24 protein-coding genes and 1 tRNA gene are annotated in these 24,477 nt (G+C 56.3%); 16 read left to right on the top strand and 9 right to left on the bottom strand.

What is annotated here, in order from left to right; translation table 11 throughout:
* The first annotated feature begins 158 nt into the window (after window positions 1-158).
* Window positions 159-962 carry a 2,5-didehydrogluconate reductase DkgB gene (gene dkgB, locus ACKLKD_RS18650; protein ID WP_025714978.1) on the top strand — a complete coding sequence of 268 codons (804 nt, stop codon included), beginning with the start codon at window positions 159-161 and terminating at the stop codon, window positions 960-962.
* A gap of 45 nt (window positions 963-1,007) precedes the next feature.
* On the opposite strand, the gene yafC is transcribed toward dkgB, so the two are convergent.
* Window positions 1,008-1,913 (bottom strand): DNA-binding transcriptional regulator YafC, encoded by a 906-nt coding sequence (gene yafC / locus ACKLKD_RS18645; RefSeq protein ID WP_008805249.1) that lies wholly within the window; start codon window positions 1,911-1,913, stop codon window positions 1,008-1,010.
* Window positions 1,914-2,017: 104 nt separating this feature from the next.
* Here yafC and ACKLKD_RS18640 point away from each other — a divergent pair, with 104 nt between their 5' ends.
* From ACKLKD_RS18640 to ACKLKD_RS18630, 3 genes are all read left to right on the top strand, one after another.
* Window positions 2,018-3,208: an MFS transporter gene (locus ACKLKD_RS18640; protein ID WP_025714977.1), complete on the top strand. Its 1,191-nt coding sequence runs from the start codon at window positions 2,018-2,020 to the stop codon at window positions 3,206-3,208.
* 102 nt (window positions 3,209-3,310) lie between these two features.
* Window positions 3,311-4,108, top strand: coding sequence for an endonuclease/exonuclease/phosphatase family protein (locus ACKLKD_RS18635; RefSeq protein WP_087805559.1), 798 nt, complete (start codon window positions 3,311-3,313; stop codon window positions 4,106-4,108).
* Between the two features lie 87 nt (window positions 4,109-4,195).
* A complete protein-coding gene (locus tag ACKLKD_RS18630; protein WP_080897026.1) occupies window positions 4,196-4,966 on the top strand; it encodes a class I SAM-dependent methyltransferase in 771 nt (256 codons plus the stop codon).
* Window positions 4,967-5,025: 59 nt separating this feature from the next.
* Here the strand turns inward: ACKLKD_RS18630 and mltD are convergent, their stop codons facing one another.
* Both mltD and gloB read right to left on the bottom strand, forming a co-directional pair.
* Entirely contained in the window at window positions 5,026-6,393 is a 1,368-nt protein-coding gene (mltD, locus tag ACKLKD_RS18625; RefSeq protein ID WP_025714974.1) for a murein transglycosylase D, read from the bottom strand.
* 71 nt (window positions 6,394-6,464) lie between these two features.
* Window positions 6,465-7,220, bottom strand: a complete 756-nt coding sequence (gene gloB / locus ACKLKD_RS18620; RefSeq protein ID WP_080897025.1) for a hydroxyacylglutathione hydrolase — start codon at window positions 7,218-7,220, stop codon at window positions 6,465-6,467.
* Between the two features lie 32 nt (window positions 7,221-7,252).
* Here gloB and ACKLKD_RS18615 point away from each other — a divergent pair, with 32 nt between their 5' ends.
* Entirely contained in the window at window positions 7,253-7,975 is a 723-nt protein-coding gene (locus ACKLKD_RS18615) for a class I SAM-dependent methyltransferase (RefSeq protein WP_025714972.1), read from the top strand.
* Here the strand turns inward: ACKLKD_RS18615 and rnhA are convergent.
* Window positions 7,972-8,439, bottom strand: a complete 468-nt coding sequence (gene rnhA, locus ACKLKD_RS18610; RefSeq protein WP_004204620.1) for a ribonuclease HI — start codon at window positions 8,437-8,439, stop codon at window positions 7,972-7,974. The two genes, ACKLKD_RS18615 and rnhA, sit on opposite strands and share 4 nt — an antisense overlap.
* A gap of 64 nt (window positions 8,440-8,503) precedes the next feature.
* Here rnhA and dnaQ point away from each other — a divergent pair, with 64 nt between their 5' ends.
* Window positions 8,504-9,235, top strand: a complete 732-nt coding sequence (dnaQ, locus tag ACKLKD_RS18605; protein WP_004204621.1) for a DNA polymerase III subunit epsilon — start codon at window positions 8,504-8,506, stop codon at window positions 9,233-9,235.
* Between the two features lie 133 nt (window positions 9,236-9,368).
* Window positions 9,369-9,445, top strand: a tRNA-Asp gene (locus tag ACKLKD_RS18600).
* Between the two features lie 59 nt (window positions 9,446-9,504).
* Here the strand turns inward: ACKLKD_RS18600 and ACKLKD_RS18595 are convergent.
* Entirely contained in the window at window positions 9,505-10,386 is an 882-nt protein-coding gene (locus ACKLKD_RS18595) for a LysR family transcriptional regulator (protein ID WP_080897024.1), read from the bottom strand.
* A gap of 103 nt (window positions 10,387-10,489) precedes the next feature.
* On the opposite strand from ACKLKD_RS18595, the gene eamB reads away from it, so the two are divergent.
* Window positions 10,490-11,080 (top strand): cysteine/O-acetylserine transporter, encoded by a 591-nt coding sequence (gene eamB, locus ACKLKD_RS18590; RefSeq protein WP_025714970.1) that lies wholly within the window; start codon window positions 10,490-10,492, stop codon window positions 11,078-11,080.
* Window positions 11,081-11,108: 28 nt separating this feature from the next.
* On the opposite strand, the gene ACKLKD_RS18585 is transcribed toward eamB, so the two are convergent.
* From ACKLKD_RS18585 to fadE, 3 genes are all read right to left on the bottom strand, one after another.
* Complete coding sequence (locus ACKLKD_RS18585) at window positions 11,109-12,209, bottom strand: AI-2E family transporter (RefSeq protein WP_025714969.1); 1,101 nt, start codon at window positions 12,207-12,209, stop codon at window positions 11,109-11,111.
* A gap of 246 nt (window positions 12,210-12,455) precedes the next feature.
* Window positions 12,456-13,226: an amidohydrolase gene (locus ACKLKD_RS18580; RefSeq protein ID WP_042930147.1), complete on the bottom strand. Its 771-nt coding sequence runs from the start codon at window positions 13,224-13,226 to the stop codon at window positions 12,456-12,458.
* Between the two features lie 178 nt (window positions 13,227-13,404).
* The gene (gene fadE / locus ACKLKD_RS18575) at window positions 13,405-15,849 is read right to left on the bottom strand and encodes an acyl-CoA dehydrogenase FadE (protein ID WP_087805555.1); all 2,445 of its coding nucleotides are present in this window, start codon (window positions 15,847-15,849) and stop codon (window positions 13,405-13,407) included.
* A 239-nt stretch (window positions 15,850-16,088) separates the two neighbouring features.
* Here fadE and lpcA point away from each other — a divergent pair, with 239 nt between their 5' ends.
* Together lpcA and ACKLKD_RS18565 are read left to right on the top strand one after the other, a co-directional pair.
* Window positions 16,089-16,670 (top strand): D-sedoheptulose 7-phosphate isomerase, encoded by a 582-nt coding sequence (lpcA, locus tag ACKLKD_RS18570; RefSeq protein WP_004145825.1) that lies wholly within the window; start codon window positions 16,089-16,091, stop codon window positions 16,668-16,670.
* 74 nt (window positions 16,671-16,744) lie between these two features.
* Window positions 16,745-17,512, top strand: coding sequence for a class II glutamine amidotransferase (locus ACKLKD_RS18565; RefSeq protein WP_004204630.1), 768 nt, complete (start codon window positions 16,745-16,747; stop codon window positions 17,510-17,512).
* On the opposite strand, the gene dpaA is transcribed toward ACKLKD_RS18565, so the two are convergent.
* Window positions 17,483-18,223, bottom strand: coding sequence for a peptidoglycan meso-diaminopimelic acid protein amidase (gene dpaA, locus ACKLKD_RS18560; RefSeq protein ID WP_025714966.1), 741 nt, complete (start codon window positions 18,221-18,223; stop codon window positions 17,483-17,485). The genes ACKLKD_RS18565 and dpaA overlap by 30 nt on opposite strands.
* Window positions 18,224-18,634: 411 nt before the next feature.
* On the opposite strand from dpaA, the gene ACKLKD_RS18555 reads away from it, so the two are divergent.
* Genes ACKLKD_RS18555 through nqrF form a run of 6 tightly spaced genes read left to right on the top strand, consistent with a single transcriptional unit; the run spans window position 18,635 to window position 24,477 of the window.
* Complete coding sequence (locus tag ACKLKD_RS18555; RefSeq protein WP_087805551.1) at window positions 18,635-19,978, top strand: Na(+)-translocating NADH-quinone reductase subunit A; 1,344 nt, start codon at window positions 18,635-18,637, stop codon at window positions 19,976-19,978.
* A gap of 3 nt (window positions 19,979-19,981) precedes the next feature.
* A complete protein-coding gene (locus ACKLKD_RS18550; RefSeq protein ID WP_025714964.1) occupies window positions 19,982-21,220 on the top strand; it encodes an NADH:ubiquinone reductase (Na(+)-transporting) subunit B in 1,239 nt (412 codons plus the stop codon).
* Window positions 21,213-22,007, top strand: a complete 795-nt coding sequence (locus ACKLKD_RS18545) for a Na(+)-translocating NADH-quinone reductase subunit C (RefSeq protein WP_025714963.1) — start codon at window positions 21,213-21,215, stop codon at window positions 22,005-22,007. Before ACKLKD_RS18550 ends, ACKLKD_RS18545 begins: the two co-directional genes overlap by 8 nt.
* On the top strand, window positions 22,000-22,638 hold the full coding sequence (locus tag ACKLKD_RS18540; protein WP_002889716.1) for an NADH:ubiquinone reductase (Na(+)-transporting) subunit D: 639 nt from the start codon (window positions 22,000-22,002) through the stop codon (window positions 22,636-22,638). The genes ACKLKD_RS18545 and ACKLKD_RS18540 overlap by 8 nt, the downstream gene beginning before the upstream one ends.
* A gap of 6 nt (window positions 22,639-22,644) precedes the next feature.
* Complete coding sequence (gene nqrE / locus ACKLKD_RS18535; protein ID WP_004177335.1) at window positions 22,645-23,241, top strand: NADH:ubiquinone reductase (Na(+)-transporting) subunit E; 597 nt, start codon at window positions 22,645-22,647, stop codon at window positions 23,239-23,241.
* A gap of 12 nt (window positions 23,242-23,253) precedes the next feature.
* Entirely contained in the window at window positions 23,254-24,477 is a 1,224-nt protein-coding gene (gene nqrF / locus ACKLKD_RS18530; protein ID WP_087805550.1) for an NADH:ubiquinone reductase (Na(+)-transporting) subunit F, read from the top strand.

Here is a 24,477-nt window from a genome sequence, read left to right as displayed (position 1 = left end):
AAGAGCCCTGAGCATTTGCTCAGGGCTTTTTTGTTTGCTCTGTTTTCGATTATTGCTAAATCAGCAAAAATCCTCTGCATTAATCACTCTTTTTCTCCACTTCACCCTCAGCCATAATTCTATCCGTTAACCGAAATGAAGAAATAACGAGGAAAATCATGGCAATCCCTGCATTTGGTCTTGGCACCTTCCGTCTGAAAGATGATGTTGTTATCGCATCCGTAAAAACCGCGCTGGAGCTGGGCTATCGTGCTATCGACACCGCGCAAATCTATGACAACGAAGCCGCGGTGGGTCAGGCTATCGCCGAAAGCGGCGTGCCGCGTGATGAGCTGTTCATCACTACCAAAATCTGGATCGAAAACCTGAGCAAAGACAAACTCATCGCCAGCCTGAAAGAGAGCCTGCAGAAGCTGCGCACGGACTATGTTGACCTGACGCTGATCCACTGGCCGTCACCGAACGATGCGGTTGCGGTTGAAGAGTCTATGGCGGCCCTGATGGAAGCGAAGAAACTGGGACTGACCCGTCAGATTGGTATCTCCAACTTCACTATTCCGCTGATGGAGCGTGCGATTGCCGCCGTTGGTGCGGAAAACATCGCGACTAACCAGATTGAGCTTTCTCCGTACCTGCAAAACCGTAAAGTCGTCGATTGGGCGCGTGAGCACGGCATCCATATCACTTCTTACATGACGCTGGCCTACGGCAAGGCGCTAAAAGATGAAGTGATTGCTCGCATCGCGGCGAAACATGGTGCGACCCCGGCGCAGGTTATCCTGGCATGGGCAATGGGCGAAGGCTATGCGGTTATCCCATCGTCCACCAAGCGTGACAACCTGGCCAGCAACCTGAAAGCGCAGGATCTGCAGCTGGATGATGAAGATCGTCAAGCGATCGCCGCACTGGACTGCAACGATCGTCTGGTGAGTCCGGAAGGTCTGGCGCCGCAGTGGGATTAATCTCCCGATGCCGGCATGCCGTTCGCACTGCCGCCTGAAATCGTATTACGACAGCTCCTTCGGGAGCTGTTTTACATGCTCGCTCAGAAAATCAATAAATGCCCTGATGCGGGTGCTGACCGCCCGGTCGCTGTAATAGACGGCACTGAAGGGCATCTCCACCGGTAAGCGCTTATCGGCCAGTAGTTCGACAAACTCTCCGCTGGCAATCTCTTTATCCACCATGTAATCCGACAAACAGGCAATGCCGTTACCGGTCAGGCACAGCTGCTTGAGCGTTTCGCCGCTGTTGGATGACACCGCCGACTCGATCTCTAACAGCTGACCATCGCAACAGGAGACCGGCCAGGTATTCAGCGATACCGGTTCGGTGAAGCCGAGGCAGTGATGCTGTTTCAGATCTGACGGATGCTGCGGCATACCGTAGCGCGCGACATAGTCGGGCGAGGCGACGATCTTACGATAGCTGGTAAACAGCGGTCGGGCGCGCAGGCTGGAGTCCGTTAAGGTCCCGGCCCGAATAGCCACATCTACTTTTCGCTCAATCAGATTGATAAACGTCTCTGAAGAGACGAGCGATAGCGTCATTTCCGGGTAGCGCTCGCGAAATGGCTTTACCAGCGGCATAAGAAAATGCAGCATCACCGGCGTTGCCGCATCTACCCGCAGCAGACCGCGCGGGGTCGTGCGTGTCTCCAGCAGATCATTCTCTGCCGCTGCCATCTCCTGCAAGACCACCTGCATCCGGCGAAAATAGCGCTCGCCTTCTTCGGTCAGGCTGAGCTGGCGGGTGGTCCGATTGAGCAGGCTCACACCCAGCTTTGATTCCAGCTTCTTGACCGCCCGGCTGACGGCAGAGTTGGCTTGTCCGAGCTGCTCGGCCGCCCGGCTGAAACTCCCGCTTTCCACCACCGCCACAAAGATGGCGATCTCCTCTGATGTGGCTCTCATTATTGCACCTGTAGCAAAATTCTATTGATACTTTGATAGTTTTTGTTATTTATACAACCCTTCATACTACGTGTCATCTTAATCCTGATGCTACGGAGTAAATTATGCCACTGGCGCTATTTGCCTTAACTGTCGGTGCCTTCGCAATTGGCACCACTGAATTTGTGATTGTCGGCCTGGTCCCGACCATCGCCCAGCAACTCTCTATCTCTTTGCCTTCTGCAGGACTGCTGGTCTCTATCTACGCGCTGGGCGTAGCTATCGGCGCTCCGGTGCTGACGGCGTTAACGGGGCGTATGCCGCGTAAACAGCTACTGCTGGCGTTGATGGTCCTGTTTACGGCGGGTAATGTGCTGGCCTGGCAGGCCCCGGGCTATGAAACGCTGATCCTGGCCCGTCTGCTGACCGGCCTGGCACACGGCGTGTTCTTCTCTATTGGCTCGACAATCGCCACCAGCCTGGTGGCAAAAGAGAAAGCGGCCTCGGCCATTGCCATTATGTTCGGCGGCCTGACGGTCGCACTGGTAACCGGGGTACCGTTCGGGACTTTCATCGGCCAGCATTTTGGCTGGCGGGAAACGTTTCTTGCGGTATCGATTCTGGGCGTCATTGCCCTTATCAGCAGCCTGATTCTGGTACCGAATAATATTCCGGGCCGCGCCAGCGCCAGCCTGCGCGATCAGATGAAAGTATTAACCCATCCGCGTCTGCTGATGATCTACGCCATTACCGCGCTGGGCTACGGTGGCGTATTTACCGCGTTTACGTTTCTTGCGCCGATGATGCAGGAGCTGGCCGGTTTTAGTCCGTCAGCGGTGAGCTGGATCCTGTTGGGCTATGGTGTCTCGGTCGCTATCGGTAATGTGTGGGGGGGCAAACTGGCCGATAAGCATGGCGCCGTCTCCGCGCTGACGTTCATCTTTGCCGCGCTGGTGGTGCTGCTGCTGGTCTTCCAGATGACCGCCAGCATCCACTATGCCGCGCTGGCAACGGTGCTGGTGATGGGCATCTTCGCTTTCGGCAACGTGCCGGGTCTGCAGGTGTATGTGGTGCAAAAAGCCGAACAGTACACGCCTGGCGCCGTCGACGTCGCTTCCGGCCTGAATATTGCCGCCTTCAATGTGGGCATTGCTCTGGGGTCAATCGTCGGCGGGCAGACGGTTGAGCGGTACGGCCTGGCGCAGACGCCGTGGATTGGTGCGGTGATCGTACTGGTCGCCTTGCTGTTGGTGGTACTGAGCGGTCGTTTAGATAAATCGCCGCGCCGTTCAGCAGCGGTTTCTGTCGAAGGTTAAGCGTTAATCGCAAATTGCATTGAAAGTGGGTGGGAAAATCCCTATAACAGAAGAACCAGTCGTTGTTGGGCTGGTTTCTGTTATTGAGGATTAATGCCCAAATTGCGAAAGAATACCTATGCCATGCGCTACGTCGCCGGACAACCTGCGGAGAGAATATTGCCTCCGGGGGCGTTTGCGGGCGTGAGTCCGGTTTATCCGGCCGGCACGCCGTTAAGCAGCGATGACAAAATCCGCGTGCTGGTATGGAATATCTTCAAACAACAGCGCGCAGAGTGGCAGTCGGTCCTTAAGAACTTTGGCAAAGATGCGCATTTAGTCCTGCTGCAGGAGGCGCAAACCACACCTGAGCTGGTCAGGTTTGCGACCACCAACTACCTGGCTGCCGATCAGGTACCCGCTCTGGTGCTGCCGCAGCATCCTTCTGGCGTCATGACGCTGGCCTCTGCTCACCCCATCTATTGCTGCCCACTGCGCGAGCGTGAGCCTATTTTGCGCCTGCCGAAATCAGCATTAGTGACCGTCTATCCGCTGCCCGATGCGCGGCTGCTGATGGTGGTCAACATCCATGCCGTCAACTTTAGCCTCGGCGTCGACGTTTACAGCAAACAGCTGCTGCCGATTGGCGATCAGATTGCCCATCACAGCGGGCCGGTGATCATGGCTGGAGACTTCAATGCCTGGAGCCGGCCGCGGATGAACGCGCTGTACCGCTTTGCGCGCGAGATGTCGTTACGCGAAGTTCGTTTCTCTGATGACCAGCGCCGCCGTGCGTTTGGCCGTCCGCTCGATTTTGTGTTCTATCGTGGGTTAAGCGTGCACGATGCTTCCGTGCTGGTGACCCGCGCCTCCGATCACAACCCGCTACTAGTCGAATTCAGTCCCGGCAAGCCTGATTAATTTAAGGTATGTCAGGCCTGCCATCGGGCAGGTCTGCGTTCAGCATGATGCTGCCCTAAATTACTCACACAACCGAAGGACAACACAATGACAACACGCTCTCACCATGACAACGTCGAAAAGCAGTTCGGCTCCCAGGCTAGCGCCTATCTGACCAGCGCCGTGCACGCCTCCGGGCGCGATCTGCAGCGGCTGGCGGAACGGCTGGCCGATTTCCCCCAGGCGAAAGTGCTGGATATGGGCTGCGGGGCAGGGCACGCCAGCTTTGCCGCGGCGGGACAGGTTGCCAAGGTGACCGCCTATGATTTATCAAGCCAGATGCTGGAAGTGGTTACCGCGGCGGCAAAAGAGAAAGGCTTTAGCAATATCGTGACCCAGCAGGGATATGCCGAAACGCTGCCGTTCGCTGATGCCAGTTTTGATGTGGTGATTAGCCGCTACTCCGCTCACCACTGGCATGATGTCGGCCAGGCGCTGCGTGAGGTGAAACGGGTGCTGAAGCCGGGCGGGGTGATGATCATTATGGATGTGATGTCGCCGGGTCATCCGGTGCGTGATATCTGGTTGCAGACCGTGGAAGCGCTGCGCGATACCTCGCACGTGCGTAATTATTCCAGCGGCGAGTGGCTGGCGCTGGCCAATGACGCAGGTCTGGTGATTAATCATTTATCGACCGATCGCCTGCCGCTGGAGTTCAGCTCATGGGTGGCGCGGATGCGTACACCTGAGCCGCTGGTGGAGGCGATTCGCTTATATCAGCAGAGCGCTTCGGCGGAGGTCAAAGCGTACTTCGAGTTACAGCAGGACGGATCGTTTACCAGCGATACCATCCTGTTCGAAGCGCATAAGGCCGTCTAACTCGGGCAACAAAAAAGGCACCGGGGGAAGTCGGTGCCTTTTTATCGAACCCTGAGGTATCAGGACTCTGGTCGATCGCTGTTTTTCACAAACAGCGTTAGCTGATCGCCAGGCCGCAGATTATCGGTATCGCTGTTCCAGCGCATCACGTCGCGGATATTAACACCGTGACGTTTGGCGATGCTCGACAGCGAATCACCTTTGCGAACACGATAGGTGATGCTATCGCTGTTGTTCGCCAGGCGCTGTGCGCTGCTGCCGGCGCCGACAACCAGATTCTGCCCGACTTTCAACCCTGAACCGCGCAGATTGTTCCACTGCTGCAAATCACGGGTCGTGACGCCGAGACGCGAAGCAATCCCGGAAATCGTGTCGCCAGAGCGTACCTTATAGCTACGGCTGGTCAGCGGCGTATTGTCCGCGAGCTGCGTTGGCTGCACGGCGGCAATGTCGCCAGAGGCCAGCGATTCACGCAGCTGAGCGGCGTGCTTCTGCGGCACCATGACGTACTTTGGCCCGCTAGCGCCCAGCGTTGACCCCTTTACGCCAGCGTTGAAGGTTTTCAGTTTGCTGACCGGCATTCCTGCCATGTCCGCGAGCTGAGAAATATCAACCGGGCTGTCGAGGCGAACGCGCGCCAGCGCACGGCTTTCATCGGCCGTAGGCAGCTTTACGCCGTAACGCTTGCTGTTTTTGAGAATGTCGCTCAATGCCAGCATTTTCGGTACGTAGATTTTCGTTTCATGCGGCAGAGACAGCGACCAGAAATCGGTGGGTTTACCACGCGAACGGTTCGCTTTTACTGCCTTCATGACCCGACCTTCACCGCTGTTATAGGCTGCGACCGTTAACAACCAGTCGCCGTCGAACATTTTGTTCAGACGTTGCATCATGTCCAGCGCCGCGGTAGTAGACGCGACGACGTCACGACGCGCATCGTAACTGCGGGTCTGTTTTAAACCATAATTGCGCCCTGTGCTCGGAATGATCTGCCAGATGCCTGCGGCATTGGCGCCAGACGTCGCGTGTGGGTCAAAAGCGCTCTCCACTATGGGTAGTAATACCAGTTCCATTGGCATGTTACGTTTCTTAACCTGCCCGGCTATCCAGTACATATACGGCTCTGCCCGTAAAGTTACATCGTGGAGATAGCTCTTATTTCTTAAGTACTTCTGTTTCTGTTCGCGAATCCGGGGGTTATCCGGAATTCCCATCTTTAGCTCGTCGCCTATGGAAGTCCACAGATCCTGGTCTTGCGCGTAGAAGGTTCCATCATCTAACCAGCGCGCTTGACTTGTGAACTTGCCTGCTTCCCCTTGACCAGCCGCAGAAAGGCTCTGTGCTCGCTGTTCGACGGTGCCATCATGCTTAGACGCCTGGCACCCCACCAGCAGGACAGAGGCGAATAATATCGCTCGTGCCTTCATGTGTGTGTCAATAGTTGCTTAAAAGACGACCAAGGATAACGGCGAAGTTGTCCGATGACAAGAATTAAATATCAGAAGTCATCTTTCTTTGACCTTAACCATGCAAATCGCGCCACAGAGTGTTGCAAATTTGTTTCTTTGTTAATTTTATCAATTAAATCAACATCATTTACGCGTAAAAATAAATTTATACGGCGCTCATTTTTCAGAGTTACGGGTAGTGTTTTTTGTTTTTTTGCACGTAACTCATTAACTTTATGATAGTAATCGTTTATATCCCTATCATCTGGCAGGATACTTAAAGCAAACTTCATATTTGCTAACGTATATTCATGTGCGCAACATATGAGGGTTTCTTCCGGAAGAGCGTTAATTTTCATAAATGATTGATACATCTGCTCTGCAGTACCTTCGAACAGCCTTCCACAGCCGCCGGAAAACATCGTATCGCCGCAAAACAAATAAGGTTCGCTGTAGTAACAGATATGTCCTAATGTGTGACCTGGCGTGGAGAAAATGGAAAAATCGTGCCCGAGAATTGACAGCCGATCGCCATCGCCTACCACCTGAGTGACTCCCTTATCCTGGGTCTCCGCCGGACCGTAAACCGCCACAGAAGGGAATTTCTCCCGTAGTTGTTTTACGCCGCCGACGTGATCCTGATGATGATGAGTCAGTAAAATGGCTTCGGGCTGCCACTGGTTTTCTTCGATTGCCGCCAGAACCGGTGCGGCTTCGCCCGGGTCAACGATGACGCAGCGGCCGTTATTCTCACTGAGAACCCAGATGTAGTTGTCCTGAAACGCGGGAATGCTGATAAGATTCATAAATTACCTCTAAAGCGTAGCGGAAGGTGGCAATGAAGCCGGCAAGGATACCTCACACAGTGACAGCGCCTGAGCATTGGTCCAGTATGCCGTGGGGCGAATACTATCGCGAAACGCTGGAGCAGCAGATGAAACCGTGGCTGGCTAAATTATATGGCTTTCATCTGCTTAAGATTGGCAATCTGAGCGCGGAAATCAATACCGAAGCTTGCGCCATCTCGCACCAGGTCAATGTCTCGCTGGCAGGAAACCCGATGCAGGTTCGGGCCGATCCGCTGCATTTACCCTTTGCCGAAAAGTCTGTCGACGCCTGCCTGCTGGCGCATACGTTGCCGTGGTGTAGCGATCCGCATCGTCTGCTGCGGGAAGCCGATCGCGTACTGATTGATGATGGCTGGATGATTCTGACCGGATTTAATCCGGTCAGCCTGATGGGGTTGCGTAAGCTGGTGCCGGTCCTGCGCAAAGGTACGCCGTACAATAGCCGTATGTTTACGCTGATGCGGCAGCTGGACTGGCTGTCGCTGCTCAACTTTGAAGTGCTGCACTATGGGCGTTACCAGGTTTTACCTTGGTCACGTCATGGCGGAAAACTGTTGAGTACCCATCTGCCGGCGTTAGGCTGTTTGCAGTTGATTATCGCCCGCAAACGGACCATCCCGCTGACGCTCAATCCGATGAAATCCGGCAAAGCGAAAACGCAGCTGCGGCCGGCAGTCGGCGCCACCCGACAGTGGCGCAAGGGGCAGAATTAGCTTTCCGGCTGGTAGCCGATGTCGTCCTGAGTGGGATGGGAGGCCGCCGCGCGGGCCAGTTCGTCGCAGCGTTCGTTTTCAGGATGGCCGGCGTGGCCCTTCACCCATTCCCATTTGATTTTATGCTGGCCAAGCGCGGCATCCAGTCGCTGCCAGAGGTCGACGTTTTTCACCGGTTTTTTCTCTGCCGTTTTCCAGCCACGCTTTTTCCAGTTGTGGATCCACTGGGTGATCCCCTGACGAACATACTGGCTGTCGGTGCTGAGCACCACTTCGCAATGCTCTTTTAATGCTTCCAGGGCGACGATCGCCGCCATCAGTTCCATACGATTATTGGTGGTCAGACGGTAGCCGGCGCTGAACGTTTTTTCGTGTTGGCGGTAGCGCATGATGGCGCCGTAACCGCCGGGTCCTGGATTTCCCAGGCAAGAGCCGTCGGTGAAAATTTCTACCTGTTTGAGCATCTCTGGTAGACTTCCTGTAATTGAAATCGATTTGTAAACGATAAGTCTGACATAAATGACCGCTATGAGCACTGCAATTACGCGCCAGATTGTTCTCGATACCGAAACCACCGGTATGAACCAGATCGGAGCGCACTACGAAGGACACAAGATCATTGAGATCGGCGCGGTGGAGGTGATCAACCGCCGCCTGACCGGTAACAATTTCCACGTCTATCTGAAGCCCGACCGGCTGGTGGATCCTGAGGCGTTCGGCGTGCATGGGATCGCTGACGAATTTCTGCTGGATAAACCCACCTTTGCCGACGTTGCCGATGAGTTTATGGATTACATCCGCGGCGCGGAGCTGGTCATCCATAACGCTTCGTTCGATATCGGCTTTATGGATTATGAGTTCGGTAAGCTCAACCGCGGCATCGGGAAAACCGAGACCTTTTGTAAAATTACCGACAGTCTGGCGCTGGCGCGGAAGATGTTCCCCGGCAAGCGCAACAGTCTGGATGCATTATGTTCGCGCTACGAAATAGATAACAGCAAGCGTACGCTGCACGGGGCATTACTCGATGCCCAGATCCTGGCCGATGTCTATTTGATGATGACCGGTGGCCAGACGTCGATGGCGTTCTCTATGGAAGGTGAAAGCCAGCAGCAGGCGGGAGAGATGGGCATTCAGCGCGTCGTTCGCGCCGCCAGCCAGTTACGCGTGGTTTATGCTTCTGATGAGGAACTGGTGAACCATGAATCCCGCCTCGACCTGGTACAAAAGAAAGGCGGAAGCTGCCTGTGGCGTGCCTGATAACCACTAAAATGGATTAAAAGTAGGCGGTTGGGCGATTTTTGCAGCAAACGATTCAAAACGGTAGAAAAAGCGTTGACGGGGTAGAGGGGAATCCGTAATATTCGCCTCGTTCCCAACGGAACAACAACGCGGAGCGGTAGTTCAGTCGGTTAGAATACCTGCCTGTCACGCAGGGGGTCGCGGGTTCGAGTCCCGTCCGTTCCGCCACTATTCAGAAAGCCTGAATCAGCAATGATTCAGGCTTTCGTCGTTTTCATCCCCGGAGTTTAGCTCTCCTGCAGTGCTTCCTGCATGCACTGCATAAATACCTGCATCGCCGGACTGATTGCCTTCCCGGCGTGACGGGCGCAGAGCGCATGGATTGTCAGCGGCGTCTCGCTGAACGGCAGCTCGACCAGCATCCCGCGCTTCAGCTCCTCCTCCACAGCAAAGCGCGGCAGAAAGCTCACCCCAAGGTTGCCCGCCACGCACTGCTTGATGCTTTCGATACTCCACAGTTCAATGGTGTTCTCCATAGTAATACCGCGCTGGCGCAGGGTGCTTTCAAAAATCTGCCGAAACACGCACTGGGGCTCGTTGATGATAAAGCTCAGCGGAATATGCTGCTGCGGGCGTAAAAAATCGACCGGCGCCTGATCGACAGATGCGACCAGCACCAGCGGCTGCGGGCCAAGCTCGAGCATGTTCAGCGCATCATCGTTACCCACCCGGTAAAACACCCCCAGGTCGACTTCGTCAGCGAGCAGCGCATCGCGGATGCTGTAGCAATTGAGCGACTGCAGTGACAGCCGGACCTTCGGGGCGCGTTGCTTAAAACGCTGCAGCACCGGCGGCATTTTATATGCGAGCAGGGTTTCGCCGGTGGCCACGCGGAGTTCACCGCTGGGCTCATCGTCCTGGCGCGCCGCCTGACGAATCGACGCCATCACTTTGGTCAGGTCGTAGACATGCGGCAGGACATTTTTACCGGCGGCGGTGAGACACATCCGCCGGCCGATTTTCTCAAACAGCGGGATGGCAAGCTCCTGCTCCAGCTGCTGGATATGAAAGGTCACGGTGGATTGGGTGCAGCACAGCTTTTGCGCCGCGCGCAGAAAGGACCCTTCTTCGACAACCGTTTTGAAGGTGATAAAGCGTCGCAGATCCATAGTTCCTCTTTATATCGATATTCTCGAAGTCAGAATGAAAAAACATTCATTTTTTTAAATTATCAGCTTCGGGTACTGTCTGCCAGACAAGAGGAGAAAACCCGTGACACCTACCCTGATTAGCGCATTTTTAACCTATACCCTGATCACCGCCCTGACGCCCGGGCCGAATAATATTTTGGCACTGAGCAGCGTCACTGCTCATGGCTTCCGACGGAGCATGCGGGTCCTGGCCGGCATGAGCCTCGGATTTGTGATCATCATGCTGATTTGTGCCGGGCTGACGTTCACTCTCGTCACCCTGGATGGGGGGATTACCTCCCTGTTACGCTGGATCGGCGCGGGCTATATTCTGTGGCTGGCCTGGCATATTGCCCGCAGCGACCCTGCCAGCGGCGGCCAGGCGGAGCGGCCTGTCAGCTTCTGGGCCAGCCTCGGTCTGCAGTTTGTGAATGTCAAAATTATTCTGTACGGCATCACGGCCCTGTCGACTTTTGTTTTGCCGGTGACCCGCGAGCCATTCTGGCTGGTGGTGACAGGTCTGTTGCTGTCGGCAATTGGGATAGCCGGTAATCTTTGCTGGGCGCTGGCCGGGCAGTTGTTTCAACCGATTTTTGAACGTCATGGCAGAAAATTAAATTTGCTGCTGGCGCTGCTGCTGGTCTGGTGTGCGGTGCGGATGTTTATGGAATGAATTAAGGGAGCGTAACGCTCCCTTGAGGTTATTTATCCTGCGGCAGGGCGGGTTGCCCTTCATTGACCCAGGTCATGAAGATCCGATACCCGATGGCCAGCAGGGTGGCGCCGAGGAACATACCGAGAATGCCGTTAGAGGCCATTCCACCGAGGGCGCCCAACAGTACCACTGGCATTGGCGCATCGACCCCGCGCCCCAGCAGCAACGGTTTGAGGACGTTATCGGCCATGCCGGCGACGATCAGCAGGATGGTGTAGAAGATATCCATTCCGGTACTGTGAGTGCCGATACTCCACATCAGCGCAATGGCCGGGGCCGTCACCAGGATCACCGGCACCTGGGCGATGCCGAGGATCAGGGCCAGAATAAAGAAGATCCCGACGGCGGGAATGCTGGCTATCAGCATGATCACACCGACCAGCAGCGCCTGGATCAATGCCACCCCGATGACGCCCTGGGCGACCGCGCGGATGGTGCTGGTACACAGGCGGGTAAGGGTTATGCCTTTATTCTCATCGGTAATACGGATGGCAATACGCTGGGCGCTGATGGCGCCTGCTGCGCCCCAGGCCATCATAATTCCCGAGACGATAAACGAAATAATAAAGCCAATCAGCCCGCCGCCCATGCTGGCTAAAATGCTGAGAAACTGTTTGGCAATGTCGCCGATTTGCGAGCGGTAATTACTGAGCAGTCCCGGGAGATCGACGGAAGCTCTCATCCACAGGGCGCTAAGCCGTTCGCCAATGATCGGTAACGCGGCAATGCGCGAGGAGGGCGGGGGAATGGTAAAGCTTTGGCTGCCCATCTTATCAATCATGGCGCTGGCGCTTTCCGCCAGCGAGGTGATCATCAGCACCGTGGGGATCACGATCAGTAAAATACCTAACAACACCAGCACCAGCGAGGCCAGCCCCTGTCTGCCGGCTAACAGTCCGGCAAAATATTGATGTAAAGGATAGAGCGCCACGGCGAGGATCAGCGCCCAGAGCATCATATTGATAAAGGGAGAAAAGACGGTAAAACAGAATGAGGCTAGCGCCAGAATAAGCCCGAACCGAATAAACATATCGAGAAAACGGGTGACCAGCCGCTTCTCTATTAACAGCAGATTATTATTATCCATTTTCTATTACGCTCACATAATATTCTTACGCAACGCTCAGCGTGATTTAACAAAACGCCAGCAACAGAAAATTCATGATTTACAACGCAGAAGTGAGTTGAAGGTGATCTCCGCCCGTTTGGTTATGGAGTCTTTTAATCAGTGTAGAACAGAAATGAAATGCGCCCGGCAAATATTCTGTGGTGTGCTGACAGTCAAAATTCCGCTTTCTTTAGCCGCTGAATGAGGAAGAAAGCGGAGGAAATATTAATCGAGGGTAAAAGGATCGGCATCGCGCCAGGCGGGAAATTTTTCCCGATATTCCTGGAGGGCAGTCAGCGACAGTTCGGCGTCAAGACGGGTGGCCTGATGCGGATCGGCGGTGGCGACAATCTCCCCCTGGGGGCTGATAATTCGGCTATCGCCGCGGTAATGATGACCATTGCCGTCGGTGCCGACCCGGTTACAGCCGGCGACGTAGGCCTGGTTCTCAATCGCGCGGGCGACCAGCAGCGACTGCCAGTGCAGGGAGCGCGGCGCCGGCCAGTTGGCGACGTACAGCGCCAAATCATAGTCGTTCAGATTACGCGACCATACCGGGAAGCGAAGGTCGTAACAGACCAGCGGCAGGATCCGCCATCCGCGCCATTCAAAGACCACGCGCTGGTTTCCGGCCTCATAGTGATGATGTTCATCGGCCATCCGGAACAGGTGCCGTTTATCGTAATGGTGCACCGTACCGTCGGGCTCGACCAGCAGGAAGCGGTTAACGGCGCCGTGTTCGGTTTGCAGCGCGGCGCTGCCGGCAATCAGCGCCTGGGTTTGCGCGGCCCGGGCATGCATCCACTCCACCACGTCGGCTTCGGGTAAAGACTGTTTTGCCGCTTCCATGGCAAAGCCGGTGGTGAACATCTCCGGTAAAACAATCACATCGCGCCCGATAATCCCTTCCAGTTGGCGATCAAAATGGCGCAGGTTGGCAGGGCCGTCCATCCAGACCAGCGGTTGTTGCAACAGCGTAATTTTCAGGCCAGGCACAATGGTCAACTCCATTCTCATGAGGGGGTTAGGTTAACTGTAACACCATATCAGCCTCGCGGCGGTCAGCGGAATATTTTGTTAAAAAAATGCTACTGACAGAAGCCACGAAGGAGGGGATGACGAAAAAAAGGCGGGGAAAATTCCCCGCCCGGCGTGTGATGTGGTGATTGTTTTATTATGCGGCTTCAACCTTGCGAACTTTTTCCGGCAGCTTTACCGGCTGCGTTGCCAGCTCCTCTGGTGCAAAGTCGTCGACGTTAATGCTGCGCAGGCGACTGTGCTCTGCACGGGTCAGAATAGCGGCTTCTTCCTGATTAATTAATCCTTTGGCCAGCGCGTTATGTGCCAGCTCATCCAGACGGGTGAACGGCAGATTTTTACCCAACTCTTTGCAGATCCGCTGGTGGATAGGATCGGCCGCCATCACTTCCAGCAGTGCTTCTTCCAGCAGACCAACCGGGTTATGCTCGCTCGGCGTCAGGTACTGACCGCGACCGATACGGGAGCGGGTGGCGCTGGGCACCTGCAGAATTTTGGCGACTTTATGGTCCAGCTTATCCGACGGCGCATGATGATGACGGCCGGTCGGGAAGACGACCAGACGCATGACGCCTGCCACCAGACGGTTCGGGAAATTGTCCAACAGATCGTCAATGGCTTGCTCCGCCTGGTGCAGTGCATCCTGCACTCCCCAGTGAACCAGCGGCAGATCGGCTTCATTGCGTCCTTCATCGTCATAGCGTTTCAGCACCGCCGAGGCCAGGTACAGCTGGCTTAACACATCGCCCAGACGCGCGGAGATACGTTCGCGACGCTTGAGGCTGCCGCCCAGTACCGCCATCGACACGTCTGACAGCAGCGCGAGGTTAGCGCTCAGGCGGTTCATTTGCTGGTAATAGCGACGGGTGGCGTCACGGGTCGGCGCGCTGCTGGTGCGTCCGCCGGTCAGGCCCAGCCAGAAACTCCGAACTTTATTACTGCCGACATGGCCGATGTGTTTGAACAGCAGCTTATCGTAGGCGTTCAGGTCGTTATTCTGCGCGGCGGCCATCTCTTCCAGCACGTACGGATGGCAGCGAATCGCCCCCTGACCGAAGATCATCATGCTGCGGGTCAGAATGTTTGCGCCTTCAACGGTGATGGCGATCGGTGCGCCCTGATAGGCCCGGGCGAGGAAGTTACCTTCGCCCAGCATGATGCCTTTCCCGCCGGTAATATCCATCGCGTCAATTATTGAGCGCTGGCCGCGGTGGGTACAGTGATATTTCACAATCGCGGACAACACTGCCGGTTTCTCGCCGAGCATAATGCCGTAGGTGATAAGAGACGCCGCGGCGTCCATCACGTAGGCGTTACCGGCGATGCGCGCCAGCGCCTCTTCAATCCCTTCCATTTTGCCGATGGAAATTTTGAACTGGCGGCGAATATGGGCGTAAGCGCCGGTCGCCATGGCGACGGATTTCAGGCCACCGGTGGCGTTGGAAGGCAGGGTAATGCCGCGGCCCACGGACAGACATTCAACCAGCATGCGCCAGCCCTGACCGGCCATGCTCGGGCCGCCGATGATGTAATCGATCGGCACGAAGATATCCTTGCCGCGGGTTGGGCCGTTCTGGAACGGGACGTTCAGCGGGAAGTGGCGGCGGCCAATTTCCACACCCGGCGTTGAGGTGGGGATCAGCGCGCAGGTGATGCCCAGCTCTTCTTCACCGCCCAGCAAACGGTCCGGGTCAGAGAGTTTGAAGGCCAGCCCCAGCACGGTGGCGATTGGCGCCAGGGTGATATAGCGTTTGTTCCAGGTCAGGCGCATCCCCAGCACCTGTTGACCCTGCCAGTCGCCCATGCACACCACGCCGGTATCCGGGATAGCGCCGGCGTCAGAGCCCGCTTCCGGACTGGTGAGGGCGAAGCAGGGGATTTCCAGACCGCGAGCCAGACGCGGCAGATAATGATTCTTTTGCTCTTCAGTACCGTAATGCTGCAGCAATTCGCCCGGGCCCAGCGAGTTCGGGACGCCGACGGTGATCGCCAGGATACCGGAGACGCCAGAGAGTTTCTGCAGTACCCGTGCCTGAGCGTAAGCCGAGAACTCAAGCCCGCCATACTCTTTCTTAATGATCATCGCGAAGAAGCGATGCTCTTTCAGATAGGCCCACAGCTCCGGCGGCAGGTCGGCCATTTCGTGGGTGATGGCGAAGTCGTTAGCCATCCGGCAGGCTTCTTCCACCGGGCCGTCAATAAATGCCTGCTCTTCGGCGGTCAGGCGCGGCTGCGGATAGTTATGCAGCTTGTGCCAGTCCGGGTTGCCGCGGAACAGATCGCCTTCCCACCAGGTGGTGCCGGCGTCGATGGCTTCTTTTTCCGTACGCGACATCGGCGGCATCACCTTACGGAAAGCGCGAAATGCCGGTGCGGAAATCATGGATTTACGCATTGGCGCAAAGTTGAACGGCAACAGAATAATTGCCAGCGGCAGCAGCAGCCAGATATTCCACAGTCCGGCCGCGCCGAGCGCCGCGGTCCAGGCGAGCAAAATTACACTGCTGAGCAGCAGGCTGACCCGGTGATAGAAGAGCGCACCGAGTAAAACGATGGTTGCAACAATACTCAAAATCATCATAGAGAAATTCTCCCTGAGCTTGTAGGAGGTCTGACCACTTGTGATGTATTGGTTGTAGTGTATGCGTTTTTATTTAGCAATGTGTTTACAAAATAATTACAACCTTACTCACATTGTTGTATGCAAAAGCGGCACATAAAATCAAAAGGACGGGGGATAACGCTGCCTGCTGCTTCTCGCTTCGGCGGCTATCCGGTACACTGCCAGGGTTATTCCACTCATACTGAAGGATTATCCTCATGTACCAGGATCTTATTCGTAACGAACTGAACGAAGCCGCGGAAACGCTGGCTAACTTTCTGCAGGACGAAGCCAATATCCATGCTATCCAGCGTGCCGCTGTCCTGCTGGCGGATAGCTTTAAGGCGGGTGGGAAAGTGCTGTCCTGCGGTAACGGCGGTTCCCATTGCGATGCGATGCATTTTGCGGAAGAGCTGACAGGACGTTATCGCGAAAACCGCCCGGGTTACCCGGCCATCGCGATCTCCGACGTCAGCCACCTCTCCTGCGTGAGCAATGATTTTGGCTATGAGTATGTGTTCTCCCGCTACGTTGAATCCGTCGGCCGTGCAGGCGATGTGCTGCTGGGGATCTCCACCTCCGGCAACTCCGGCAACGTGATCAAAGCGATTGAAGCCGCTCGCGCGCAGGGGATGAAAGTGATCACCCTGACCGGCAAAGACGGCGGCAAAATGGCGGGGTCCGCCGATGTTGAAATTCGCGTGCCGCACTTTGGTTACGCCGACCGCATCCAGGAGATCCACATCAAAGTGATCCATATCCTGATTATGCTGATCGAAAAAGAGATGGCGAAAGGCTAACAGGCAGGCGAGTGTGTACTGTTGACGGCGGCCTCGCTCCGGCGCCGTCATGATTTGTGATGGTGAGGTGACCTATGTGCGAACTGCTCGGGATGAGCGCCAATGTGCCAACAGATATCTGTTTTAGCTTTACCGGGCTGGTGCAGCGCGGCGGCGGGACGGGGCCGCATAAAGACGGCTGGGGCATCACCTTCTATGAAGGTAAAGGCTGTCGCACATTCAAAGATCCGCAGCCGAGCTTTCAGTCGCCGATCGCGAAACTGGTCCAGGATTACCCGATTAAGTCCTGTTCCGTCGTCGCCCATATCCGTCAGGCCAATCGCGGGATGGTGGCCCTGGAGAACACCCATCCGTTTACCCGTGAACTGTGGGGGCGCAACTGGACCTACGCGCACAATGGGCAGCTTAAAGGCTATAAATCGCTGAAAACCGGCAATTTCCATCCGGTGGGCGAGACCGACAGTGAAAAAGCGTTTTGTTGGTTGCTGCACCGCTTAACCGAGCGCTACCCGCGCACGCCGGGCAATATGCTGGGCGTTTTCAAGTATATCGCCACCCTGGCGGGTGAGCTGCGTGAGAAAGGGGTGTTCAACATGCTGCTGTCGGACGGACGCTACGTGATGGCGTTCTGCTCGACCAATCTGCACTGGATCACCCGGCGGGCGCCGTTCGGGGTGGCAAAACTGCTGGACCAGGATGTGGAGATCGACTTTCAACGCGAGACCACACCCAACGATGTGGTCACGGTTATCGCCACGCAGCCGCTGACGGCCAATGAAACCTGGCACAAGATCATGCCAGGCGAGTGGGCGTTATTTTGTCTCGGGGAGCGTATAGTTTGAGGCCAGCTGCGGCTGGACAACTTCGTGACTGAGCGGCTTGCTCACCACATAGCGGCCGTCGGTCACTGACACGATCGGCGGCTTGTGGGTCTGCTGGAAATAGTCATAGCCAGGCTTAAGCTGTTTCCAGAAATCCGCATAGTAGGAGTATTTGTGGCGTTCCATGTTAGCGTTGGTCATGCGGAACGGATAGATACTCACCTGCACGCTTGGCTGGCCGAAGACTAAAGCGCCGGTCACGAACTGGAAGATCTCATCGATCCCGCTGTCGGTCATGGCGTAGCAGCCGATAGAGACGCAGTCGCCGTGGATCATCAAATATTTCCCTTCATAACCATGGGCGCGATCGTAGGCGTTCGGGAAGCCGATGTTAATCGCTTTATAGAAGCGGCTGTCAGGTTTGAGCTGGCTGCGGGTGACGTTATAGAACCCTTCCGGACTCTTGAAATCGCCCTGGCGCTGTTTCGGACCGAGGCCACCGGAGTAGTTACAGATCCGATAGCTATCGAGAAGCTGGTAGGTCTCACCCATTTTGACGTAAAGGTCGAGCATGCGCTCTTCTTTAAAGATCTCAATGTAAACCGGTGAACCCATTAATTGCTGCTTGTATTCTTTGCTAACCGGCGTCGTCGGGCTGTTGCTGCTGAGCAGCCCGGCAAATGACACGCACGGCAGCAGAAGCATCGCAATAAATAATGCGATTTTGCGCATACTGCTTGTTCCTTGATAAAACAAAATAGCCACATTGCCAGGACGGCAAGAGAGACCCGAAATCAGAGTTTTCTGGATTTAGAGCGCTCACATTAGCATCACGGCATTTTTTCGCAAGGGCGACGTGGCGGCGTTTACAATTTAGCCTCACTTTATAACCTGCCTGCGACAAAAACACAGTGAGAACTTTGCGCAATAGCTCGCATTTTAGAAGCACTTATTGCCCCTCGCGCTACAGCCGTCGCTCACGAAATGTTACACTTGCGCCGGTTCATCACCAGAGTAAGAAAGGATGCTTCTCTTCCGCTCTGAGCGCTACGGGCGCTGTTTCGCCCTTTCTTCTCTGCCATTCTGTCAATAAGCTGGCCCCGGCATGCATCGGGGTTGAGGTTACGGATACCTGCTAACAATATGATTAAAATCACGAAAGGGCTGGATTTGCCCATAGCTGGCATGCCATTACAGCAGATTTCTCCCGCGCCAGCGGTGAAGCGCGTCGCGCTACTCGGTGAAGAGTACGTCGGTATGCGTCCCGCGATGGCGGTCAAAGAAGGCGATCGGGTCAAAAAAGGTCAGATCCTGTTTGAAGATAAAAAGATCCCCGGCGTCTGCTTTACTGCCCCGGCGAGCGGGGTCGTCAGCGCGATTCATCGCGGTGAACGGCGCGTGTTGCAGTCGGTGGTGATAGATATCGAGGGCAATGACGCGGTGACGTTTACCCGCTACGCCGCGGACGCGCTGGCCGACCTGCCGCGCGACACCGTACAGCAGCAACTGCTGGCGTCGGGCCTGTGGACCGCACTGCGTACCCGGCCGTTCAGTAAAACGCCGCGCCCGGGCAGCGTGCCCGCCGCTATTTTTGTCAACGCCATGGATACCAACCCGCTGGCAGCAGAGCCGCAGCCGATTATTCTGGCCGAACGCGCCGCTTTTGACGCCGGACTTACCGTGCTGACGCGTCTGACCGACGGGAAAGTGCACGTCTGCCAGCCCAGCGGCGGCAAGCTGGGTGGCCATCCTGCCGGCCAGGTCTGTTTTAATCAGTTCTCCGGGCCGCACCCGGCGGGGCTGCCGGGAACGCATATTCACTTCCTGGAGCCAGTGAGCCTGAATAAGCAGGTCTGGCACCTCAATTATCAGGATGCGATCGCTATCGGTCAGCTTTTCCTTGAAGGCGAGCTGAACTGCGAACGGGTGATTGCGCTCGGCGGCCCGCAGGTAAAGTCGCCGCGGCTGGTCAAAACGACGCTGGGCGCCAGCCTGGACGATCTGTTGGCGGGCGAGCTGGAAGCGGGTGAAAACCGCGTTATTTCCGGCTCGGTACTTAGCGGCACCCGCGCCCACGGCCCGCACGCTTTCCTCGGGCGTTTCCATCTGCAGGTGAGCGTGGTTCGGGAAGGTCGGGAAAAAGAGCTGTTTGGCTGGGTGATGCCGGGCAAAGAGAAGTTCTCGATTACCCGCACCACCCTTGGTCATTTCTTTAAGCGCAAGCGCTTTAATTTTTCCACTGATACTCACGGCGGCGAGCGGGCGATGGTGCCTATCGGCAACTACGAGCGGGTCATGCCGCTGGATATTCTGCCGACCATATTGCTGCGCGATCTGCTGGCCGGGGACACCGATAGCGCCCAGGCGCTGGGCTGTCTGGAGCTGGATGAAGAAGATCTGGCGCTCTGCACCTACGTTTGTCCGGGCAAATATGAATACGGCCCGGCGCTGCGCAGCGTGTTAACCCAGATTGAGCAGGAAGGATAAGAGATGGGCTTAAAGCACCTGATTGAGAAACTTGAGCCGCATTTCACGCATGGCGGCAAGCTGGAAAAATATTACCCGCTGTATGAAGCGGCGGCGACCATCTTCTACACGCCAGGGCAGGTCACCCGCGGCGCGGCGCACGTGCGCGACGCCATCGACCTCAAGCGGATGATGATCCTTGTCTGGTTTGCGGTGTTCCCGGCGATGTTCTGGGGCATGTACAACGTCGGCTTGCAGACCATTCCGGCGCTGCACAAACTGTACGGCGCCGAACAGCTGCAGCAGGTCATTGCCAACAACTGGCACTATAGCGTCGCCCAGTGGTTAGGGGTCAGCTTCAACGCCGACGCCGGCTGGCTTAGCATGATGACCCTGGGCGCGGTCTTCTTTCTGCCTATCTACCTCACCGTCTTTATCGTCGGTGGATTCTGGGAAGTGCTGTTCGCTATCGTGCGCAAACATGAGATCAACGAAGGCTTTTTCGTTACCTCGATTCTGTTTGCGCTGATTGTGCCGCCCACGCTGCCGCTATGGCAGGCGGCGCTGGGGATCTCATTCGGCGTGGTGATTGCCAAAGAGATTTTCGGCGGCACCGGGCGCAACTTCCTCAACCCGGCGCTGGCGGGGCGCGCGTTCCTGTTCTTTGCCTATCCGGCGCAGATTTCCGGCGACCTGGTATGGACGGCGGCAGACGGTTTCTCCGGCGCCACGCCGCTCTCCCAGTGGGCCAGCGGCGGCGGTGAAGCGCTGGTGAATGTGGCGACCGGCATCCCGGTGAGCTGGATGGACGCCTTCCTCGGCAACATTCCCGGCTCAATAGGCGAAGTCTCGACGCTGATGATCCTGATTGGCGGGGCGATCATTCTTTTTGGCCGCGTCGCGTCCTGGCGCATTGTCGCCGGGGTGATGATCGGCATGATCGCCACTGCCACCCTGTTTAACGTTATCGGCTCCGACACCAACCCGATGTTCGCTATGCCGTGGTACTGGCACCTGGTGCTCGGTGGTTTTGCCTTCGGCATGATGTTTATGGCGACGGACCCGGTATCCGCCTCGTTTACCGATAAAGGAAAATGGAGTTACGGCGTGCTGATCGGCGTGATGTGTGTACTGATCCGCGTGGTGAACCCGGCTTATCCGGAAGGGATGATGCTGGCCATCCTCTTCGCCAACCTCTTCGCACCGCTGTTCGATTACCTGGTGGTGCAGGCCAATATTAAGCGGAGGAAGTCGCGTGGCTGAGAAGAAAAGTAACGATAGCATCGGCAAAACGCTGCTGGTGGTGCTGGTGCTTTGTCTGGTCTGCTCCATCGTGGTAGCGGGCTCGGCCGTGGGGCTGAAATCCCGCCAGCAGGCGCAGCGGGCGCTGGATAAGCAGCGCAATATTCTGGCCGTCGCCGGCCTGATGCAGCCCGGGATGGATGCCGATGCGGTAGCCGATACCTTCGCGGCGCGCATTACCCCGCGGCTGGTGAATCTGGCGACCGGCGAGCTGCTGGATAAAGACCCGGGTAAATTTAATCAGGCCCAGGCGCTGAAAGATCCGCAGCAGAGCATCGCGCTCGACGCCAGTCAGGATCCGGCCGGCATTAAGCGGCGTAGCAACCTGGCGGAAATTTATCTGGTGCGCGACGCGCAGCAGAAGATTGAGCAGATGGTACTGCCGATCTACGGCAATGGCCTGTGGTCGATGATGTACGCCTTTGTGGCGCTGGACGTCGATGGCCGCACGGTGAAAGGCATCACTTATTACGATCAGGGGGAAACCCCGGGGCTGGGCGGCGAAGTTGAGAACCCGAACTGGCGCCAGCAGTTTATTGGCAAGCAGGTGCTGGATGACAGCGGCATGCCGGCACTCCGGGTGGTGAAAGGCGGCGCGCGCGCCGGCGATCTCCACGCGGTTGACGGTTTATCCGGCGCCACGCTGACGTCAAACGGCGTGCAGCATAGCTTTGATTTCTGGATGGGCGAACTGGGCTTTGGTCCGTTCCTGAAAAAAGTGCGTGAGGGAGGGCTGAATAATGGCTGAACAGAGCGATATGAAAGAGGTGAAGCGCGTGCTGGTGGGGCCGCTTATCGCCAATAACCCCATCGCCCTGCAGGTGCTCGGCGTCTGCTCCGCGCTGGCGGTAACCACCAAACTGGAAACCGCCTTCGTGATGACCATTGCGGTGACGCTGGTGACGGCGTTCTCCAGCATGTTTATCTCGATGATCCGCCACCATATTCCCAATAGCGTGCGCATCATCGTGCAGATGGCGATCATCGCCTCGCTGGTTATCGTGGTGGATCAACTGCTGCGGGCTTTCGCCTATGAGACCTCCAAGCAGTTGTCGGTATTCGTCGGGCTTATCATCACCAACTGCATCGTGATGGGGCGCGCCGAAGCCTACGCCATGAAGTCGCCGCCGCTGGCGAGCTTTATGGACGGTATTGGCAACGGTCTCGGCTATGGCGCGATCCTGATTATCGTCGGTTTCCTGCGCGAGCTTATCGGTAGCGGCAAGCTGTTCGGTATCACGGTGCTGGAAACGGTACAGAACGGCGGCTGGTATCAGCCGAACGGCCTGTTCCTGCTGGCGCCGAGCGCGTTCTTCATTATCGGTTTGCTGATCTGGGCCCTGCGTAGCTGGAAGCCTGAGCAGCAGGAAAAGGAGTAATCGGTGATGGCTCATTATATCAGCCTGTTTGTCCGCGCGGTGTTCGTTGAGAACATGGCGCTGGCCTTCTTCCTTGGGATGTGCACCTTTCTTGCGGTGTCGAAAAAGGTCTCCACCGCCTTCGGCCTCGGCGTCGCGGTGACGGTAGTGCTGGGGCTTGCCGTGCCAATCAATAACCTGGTCTATAACCTGGTGCTGCGCGACGGCGCGCTGGTTGAGGGGGTGGATCTCAGCTTTCTTAACTTCATCACCTTTATCGGAGTGATCGCCGCGCTGGTGCAAATACTTGAGATGATCCTCGATAAATACTTCCCGGCGCTGTACAACGCGCTGGGGATCTTCCTGCCGCTGATTGCGGTCAACTGTGCGATTTTCGGCGGCGTGTCGTTCATGGTGCAGCGCGATTACAACTTCCCGGAATCCATTGTTTACGGCTTTGGTTCCGGCATCGGCTGGATGCTGGCGATCGTCGCGATGGCGGGGATCCGCGAAAAAATGAAGTACGCCAACGTGCCCGCCGGTCTGCGCGGGTTAGGGATCACCTTTATCACCACCGGACTGATGGCGCTGGGCTTTATGTCCTTCTCCGGCGTGCAGCTATAAGGGCGAATAAGTATGGAAATTATTCTTGGCGTCGTGATGTTCACGCTGATTGTGCTGGTGCTGTCAGGGCTTATCCTGGCAGCGCGCTCAAAGCTGGTGAACGCGGGCGACGTGGTTATTGAGATCAATAACGAAGCGGATAAGCAGATCCGCACCCCGGCGGGCGACAAACTGCTGAACACGCTGTCCAGCAACGGGATTTTTGTCTCCTCCGCCTGCGGCGGCGGCGGCTCCTGCGGCCAGTGTCGGGTGACGGTTAAAGAGGGCGGCGGCGATATCCTGCCGACCGAGCTTTCGCATATTACCAAGCGGGATGCCAAAGCCGGTTGCCGTCTGGCCTGCCAGGTGGCGGTGAAGCAGAACATGAAGATCGAGCTGCCGGAAGAGATTTTTGGCGTCAAAAAATGGGAGTGCGAAGTTATCTCTAACGATAACAAAGCCACTTTCATTAAAGAGCTCAAGCTGCGGATCCCGGAAGGGGAGGTGGTGCCGTTCCGCGCCGGGGGCTTTATTCAGATTGAATGCCCGCCGCATAAAGTGGCCTATGCCGACTTTGATATTCCCGATGAATATCGCTCAGACTGGGACAAATTCAATCTGTTCCGCTATGTCTCTGAGGTGAAAGAGCCGACCCTGCGCGCCTACTCGATGGCTAACTATCCGGAAGAGAAGGGCATCATTATGCTCAACGTGCGCATCGCCACGCCGCCGCCGAAAGTACCGGATGCGCCGCCGGGGATCATGTCGTCCTATATCTGGTCGCTGAAGCCTGGCGATAAGGTGACGATTTCCGGGCCGTTCGGCGAGTTCTTTGCTAAAGAGACCGACGCTGAGATGGTGTTTATCGGCGGCGGCGCCGGCATGGCGCCGATGCGCTCGCATATCTTTGATCAGCTTAAGCGGCTGCACAGCACGCGCAAAATCAGCTTCTGGTACGGCGCCCGTTCGCTGCGCGAGATGTTCTACGATGAGGAGTTTGAACAGCTGGCGCGCGACAACCCAAACTTTACCTTCCACGTCGCGCTCTCCGATCCGCTGCCGGAAGATAACTGGACCGGGCATACGGGCTTTATCCATAATGTTCTGTATGAAAACTATCTGCGCGATCACCCGGCCCCGGAAGATTGCGAGTTCTATATGTGCGGGCCGCCGGTGATGAACGCCGCGGTGATTAAAATGCTCAAAGACCTGAGCGTCGAAGATGAGAACATCATGCTCGACGACTTTGGAGGCTGA

The organism is Klebsiella sp. 10982, assembly GCF_048589245.1.
Classification (GTDB): Bacteria; Pseudomonadota; Gammaproteobacteria; order Enterobacterales; family Enterobacteriaceae; genus Klebsiella; species Klebsiella quasivariicola.
The sequence above is the reverse complement of the archived record's forward strand: the minus strand, read 5'-3'. Positions and strand labels throughout refer to the sequence as shown.

Excerpts from the sequence above, each read along its gene's own strand:
- gloB (WP_080897025.1), bottom strand. The coding sequence starts at position 7,220 with ATGAATCTTATCAGCATTCCCGCGTTTCAGGACAACTACATCTGGGTT.
- ACKLKD_RS18595 (WP_080897024.1), bottom strand. The coding sequence starts at position 10,386 with ATGGATCTGCGACGCTTTATCACCTTCAAAACGGTTGTCGAAGAAGGG.
- mltD (WP_025714974.1), bottom strand. The coding sequence starts at position 6,393 with ATGAAGGCACGAGCGATATTATTCGCCTCTGTCCTGCTGGTGGGGTGC.
- dpaA (WP_025714966.1), bottom strand. The coding sequence starts at position 18,223 with ATGCGCAAAATCGCATTATTTATTGCGATGCTTCTGCTGCCGTGCGTG.
- ACKLKD_RS18640 (WP_025714977.1), top strand. The coding sequence starts at position 2,018 with ATGCCACTGGCGCTATTTGCCTTAACTGTCGGTGCCTTCGCAATTGGC.
- yafC (WP_008805249.1), bottom strand. The coding sequence starts at position 1,913 with ATGAGAGCCACATCAGAGGAGATCGCCATCTTTGTGGCGGTGGTGGAA.
- dkgB (WP_025714978.1), top strand. The coding sequence starts at position 159 with ATGGCAATCCCTGCATTTGGTCTTGGCACCTTCCGTCTGAAAGATGAT.
- ACKLKD_RS18615 (WP_025714972.1), top strand. The coding sequence starts at position 7,253 with ATGAAGCCGGCAAGGATACCTCACACAGTGACAGCGCCTGAGCATTGG.
- ACKLKD_RS18550 (WP_025714964.1), top strand. The coding sequence starts at position 19,982 with ATGGGCTTAAAGCACCTGATTGAGAAACTTGAGCCGCATTTCACGCAT.
- ACKLKD_RS18630 (WP_080897026.1), top strand. The coding sequence starts at position 4,196 with ATGACAACACGCTCTCACCATGACAACGTCGAAAAGCAGTTCGGCTCC.
- nqrE (WP_004177335.1), top strand. The coding sequence starts at position 22,645 with ATGGCTCATTATATCAGCCTGTTTGTCCGCGCGGTGTTCGTTGAGAAC.
- lpcA (WP_004145825.1), top strand. The coding sequence starts at position 16,089 with ATGTACCAGGATCTTATTCGTAACGAACTGAACGAAGCCGCGGAAACG.
- ACKLKD_RS18585 (WP_025714969.1), bottom strand. The coding sequence starts at position 12,209 with ATGGATAATAATAATCTGCTGTTAATAGAGAAGCGGCTGGTCACCCGT.
- ACKLKD_RS18565 (WP_004204630.1), top strand. The coding sequence starts at position 16,745 with ATGTGCGAACTGCTCGGGATGAGCGCCAATGTGCCAACAGATATCTGT.
- nqrF (WP_087805550.1), top strand. The coding sequence starts at position 23,254 with ATGGAAATTATTCTTGGCGTCGTGATGTTCACGCTGATTGTGCTGGTG.
- rnhA (WP_004204620.1), bottom strand. The coding sequence starts at position 8,439 with ATGCTCAAACAGGTAGAAATTTTCACCGACGGCTCTTGCCTGGGAAAT.
- dnaQ (WP_004204621.1), top strand. The coding sequence starts at position 8,504 with ATGAGCACTGCAATTACGCGCCAGATTGTTCTCGATACCGAAACCACC.
- ACKLKD_RS18540 (WP_002889716.1), top strand. The coding sequence starts at position 22,000 with ATGGCTGAACAGAGCGATATGAAAGAGGTGAAGCGCGTGCTGGTGGGG.
- fadE (WP_087805555.1), bottom strand. The coding sequence starts at position 15,849 with ATGATGATTTTGAGTATTGTTGCAACCATCGTTTTACTCGGTGCGCTC.
- ACKLKD_RS18555 (WP_087805551.1), top strand. The coding sequence starts at position 18,635 with ATGATTAAAATCACGAAAGGGCTGGATTTGCCCATAGCTGGCATGCCA.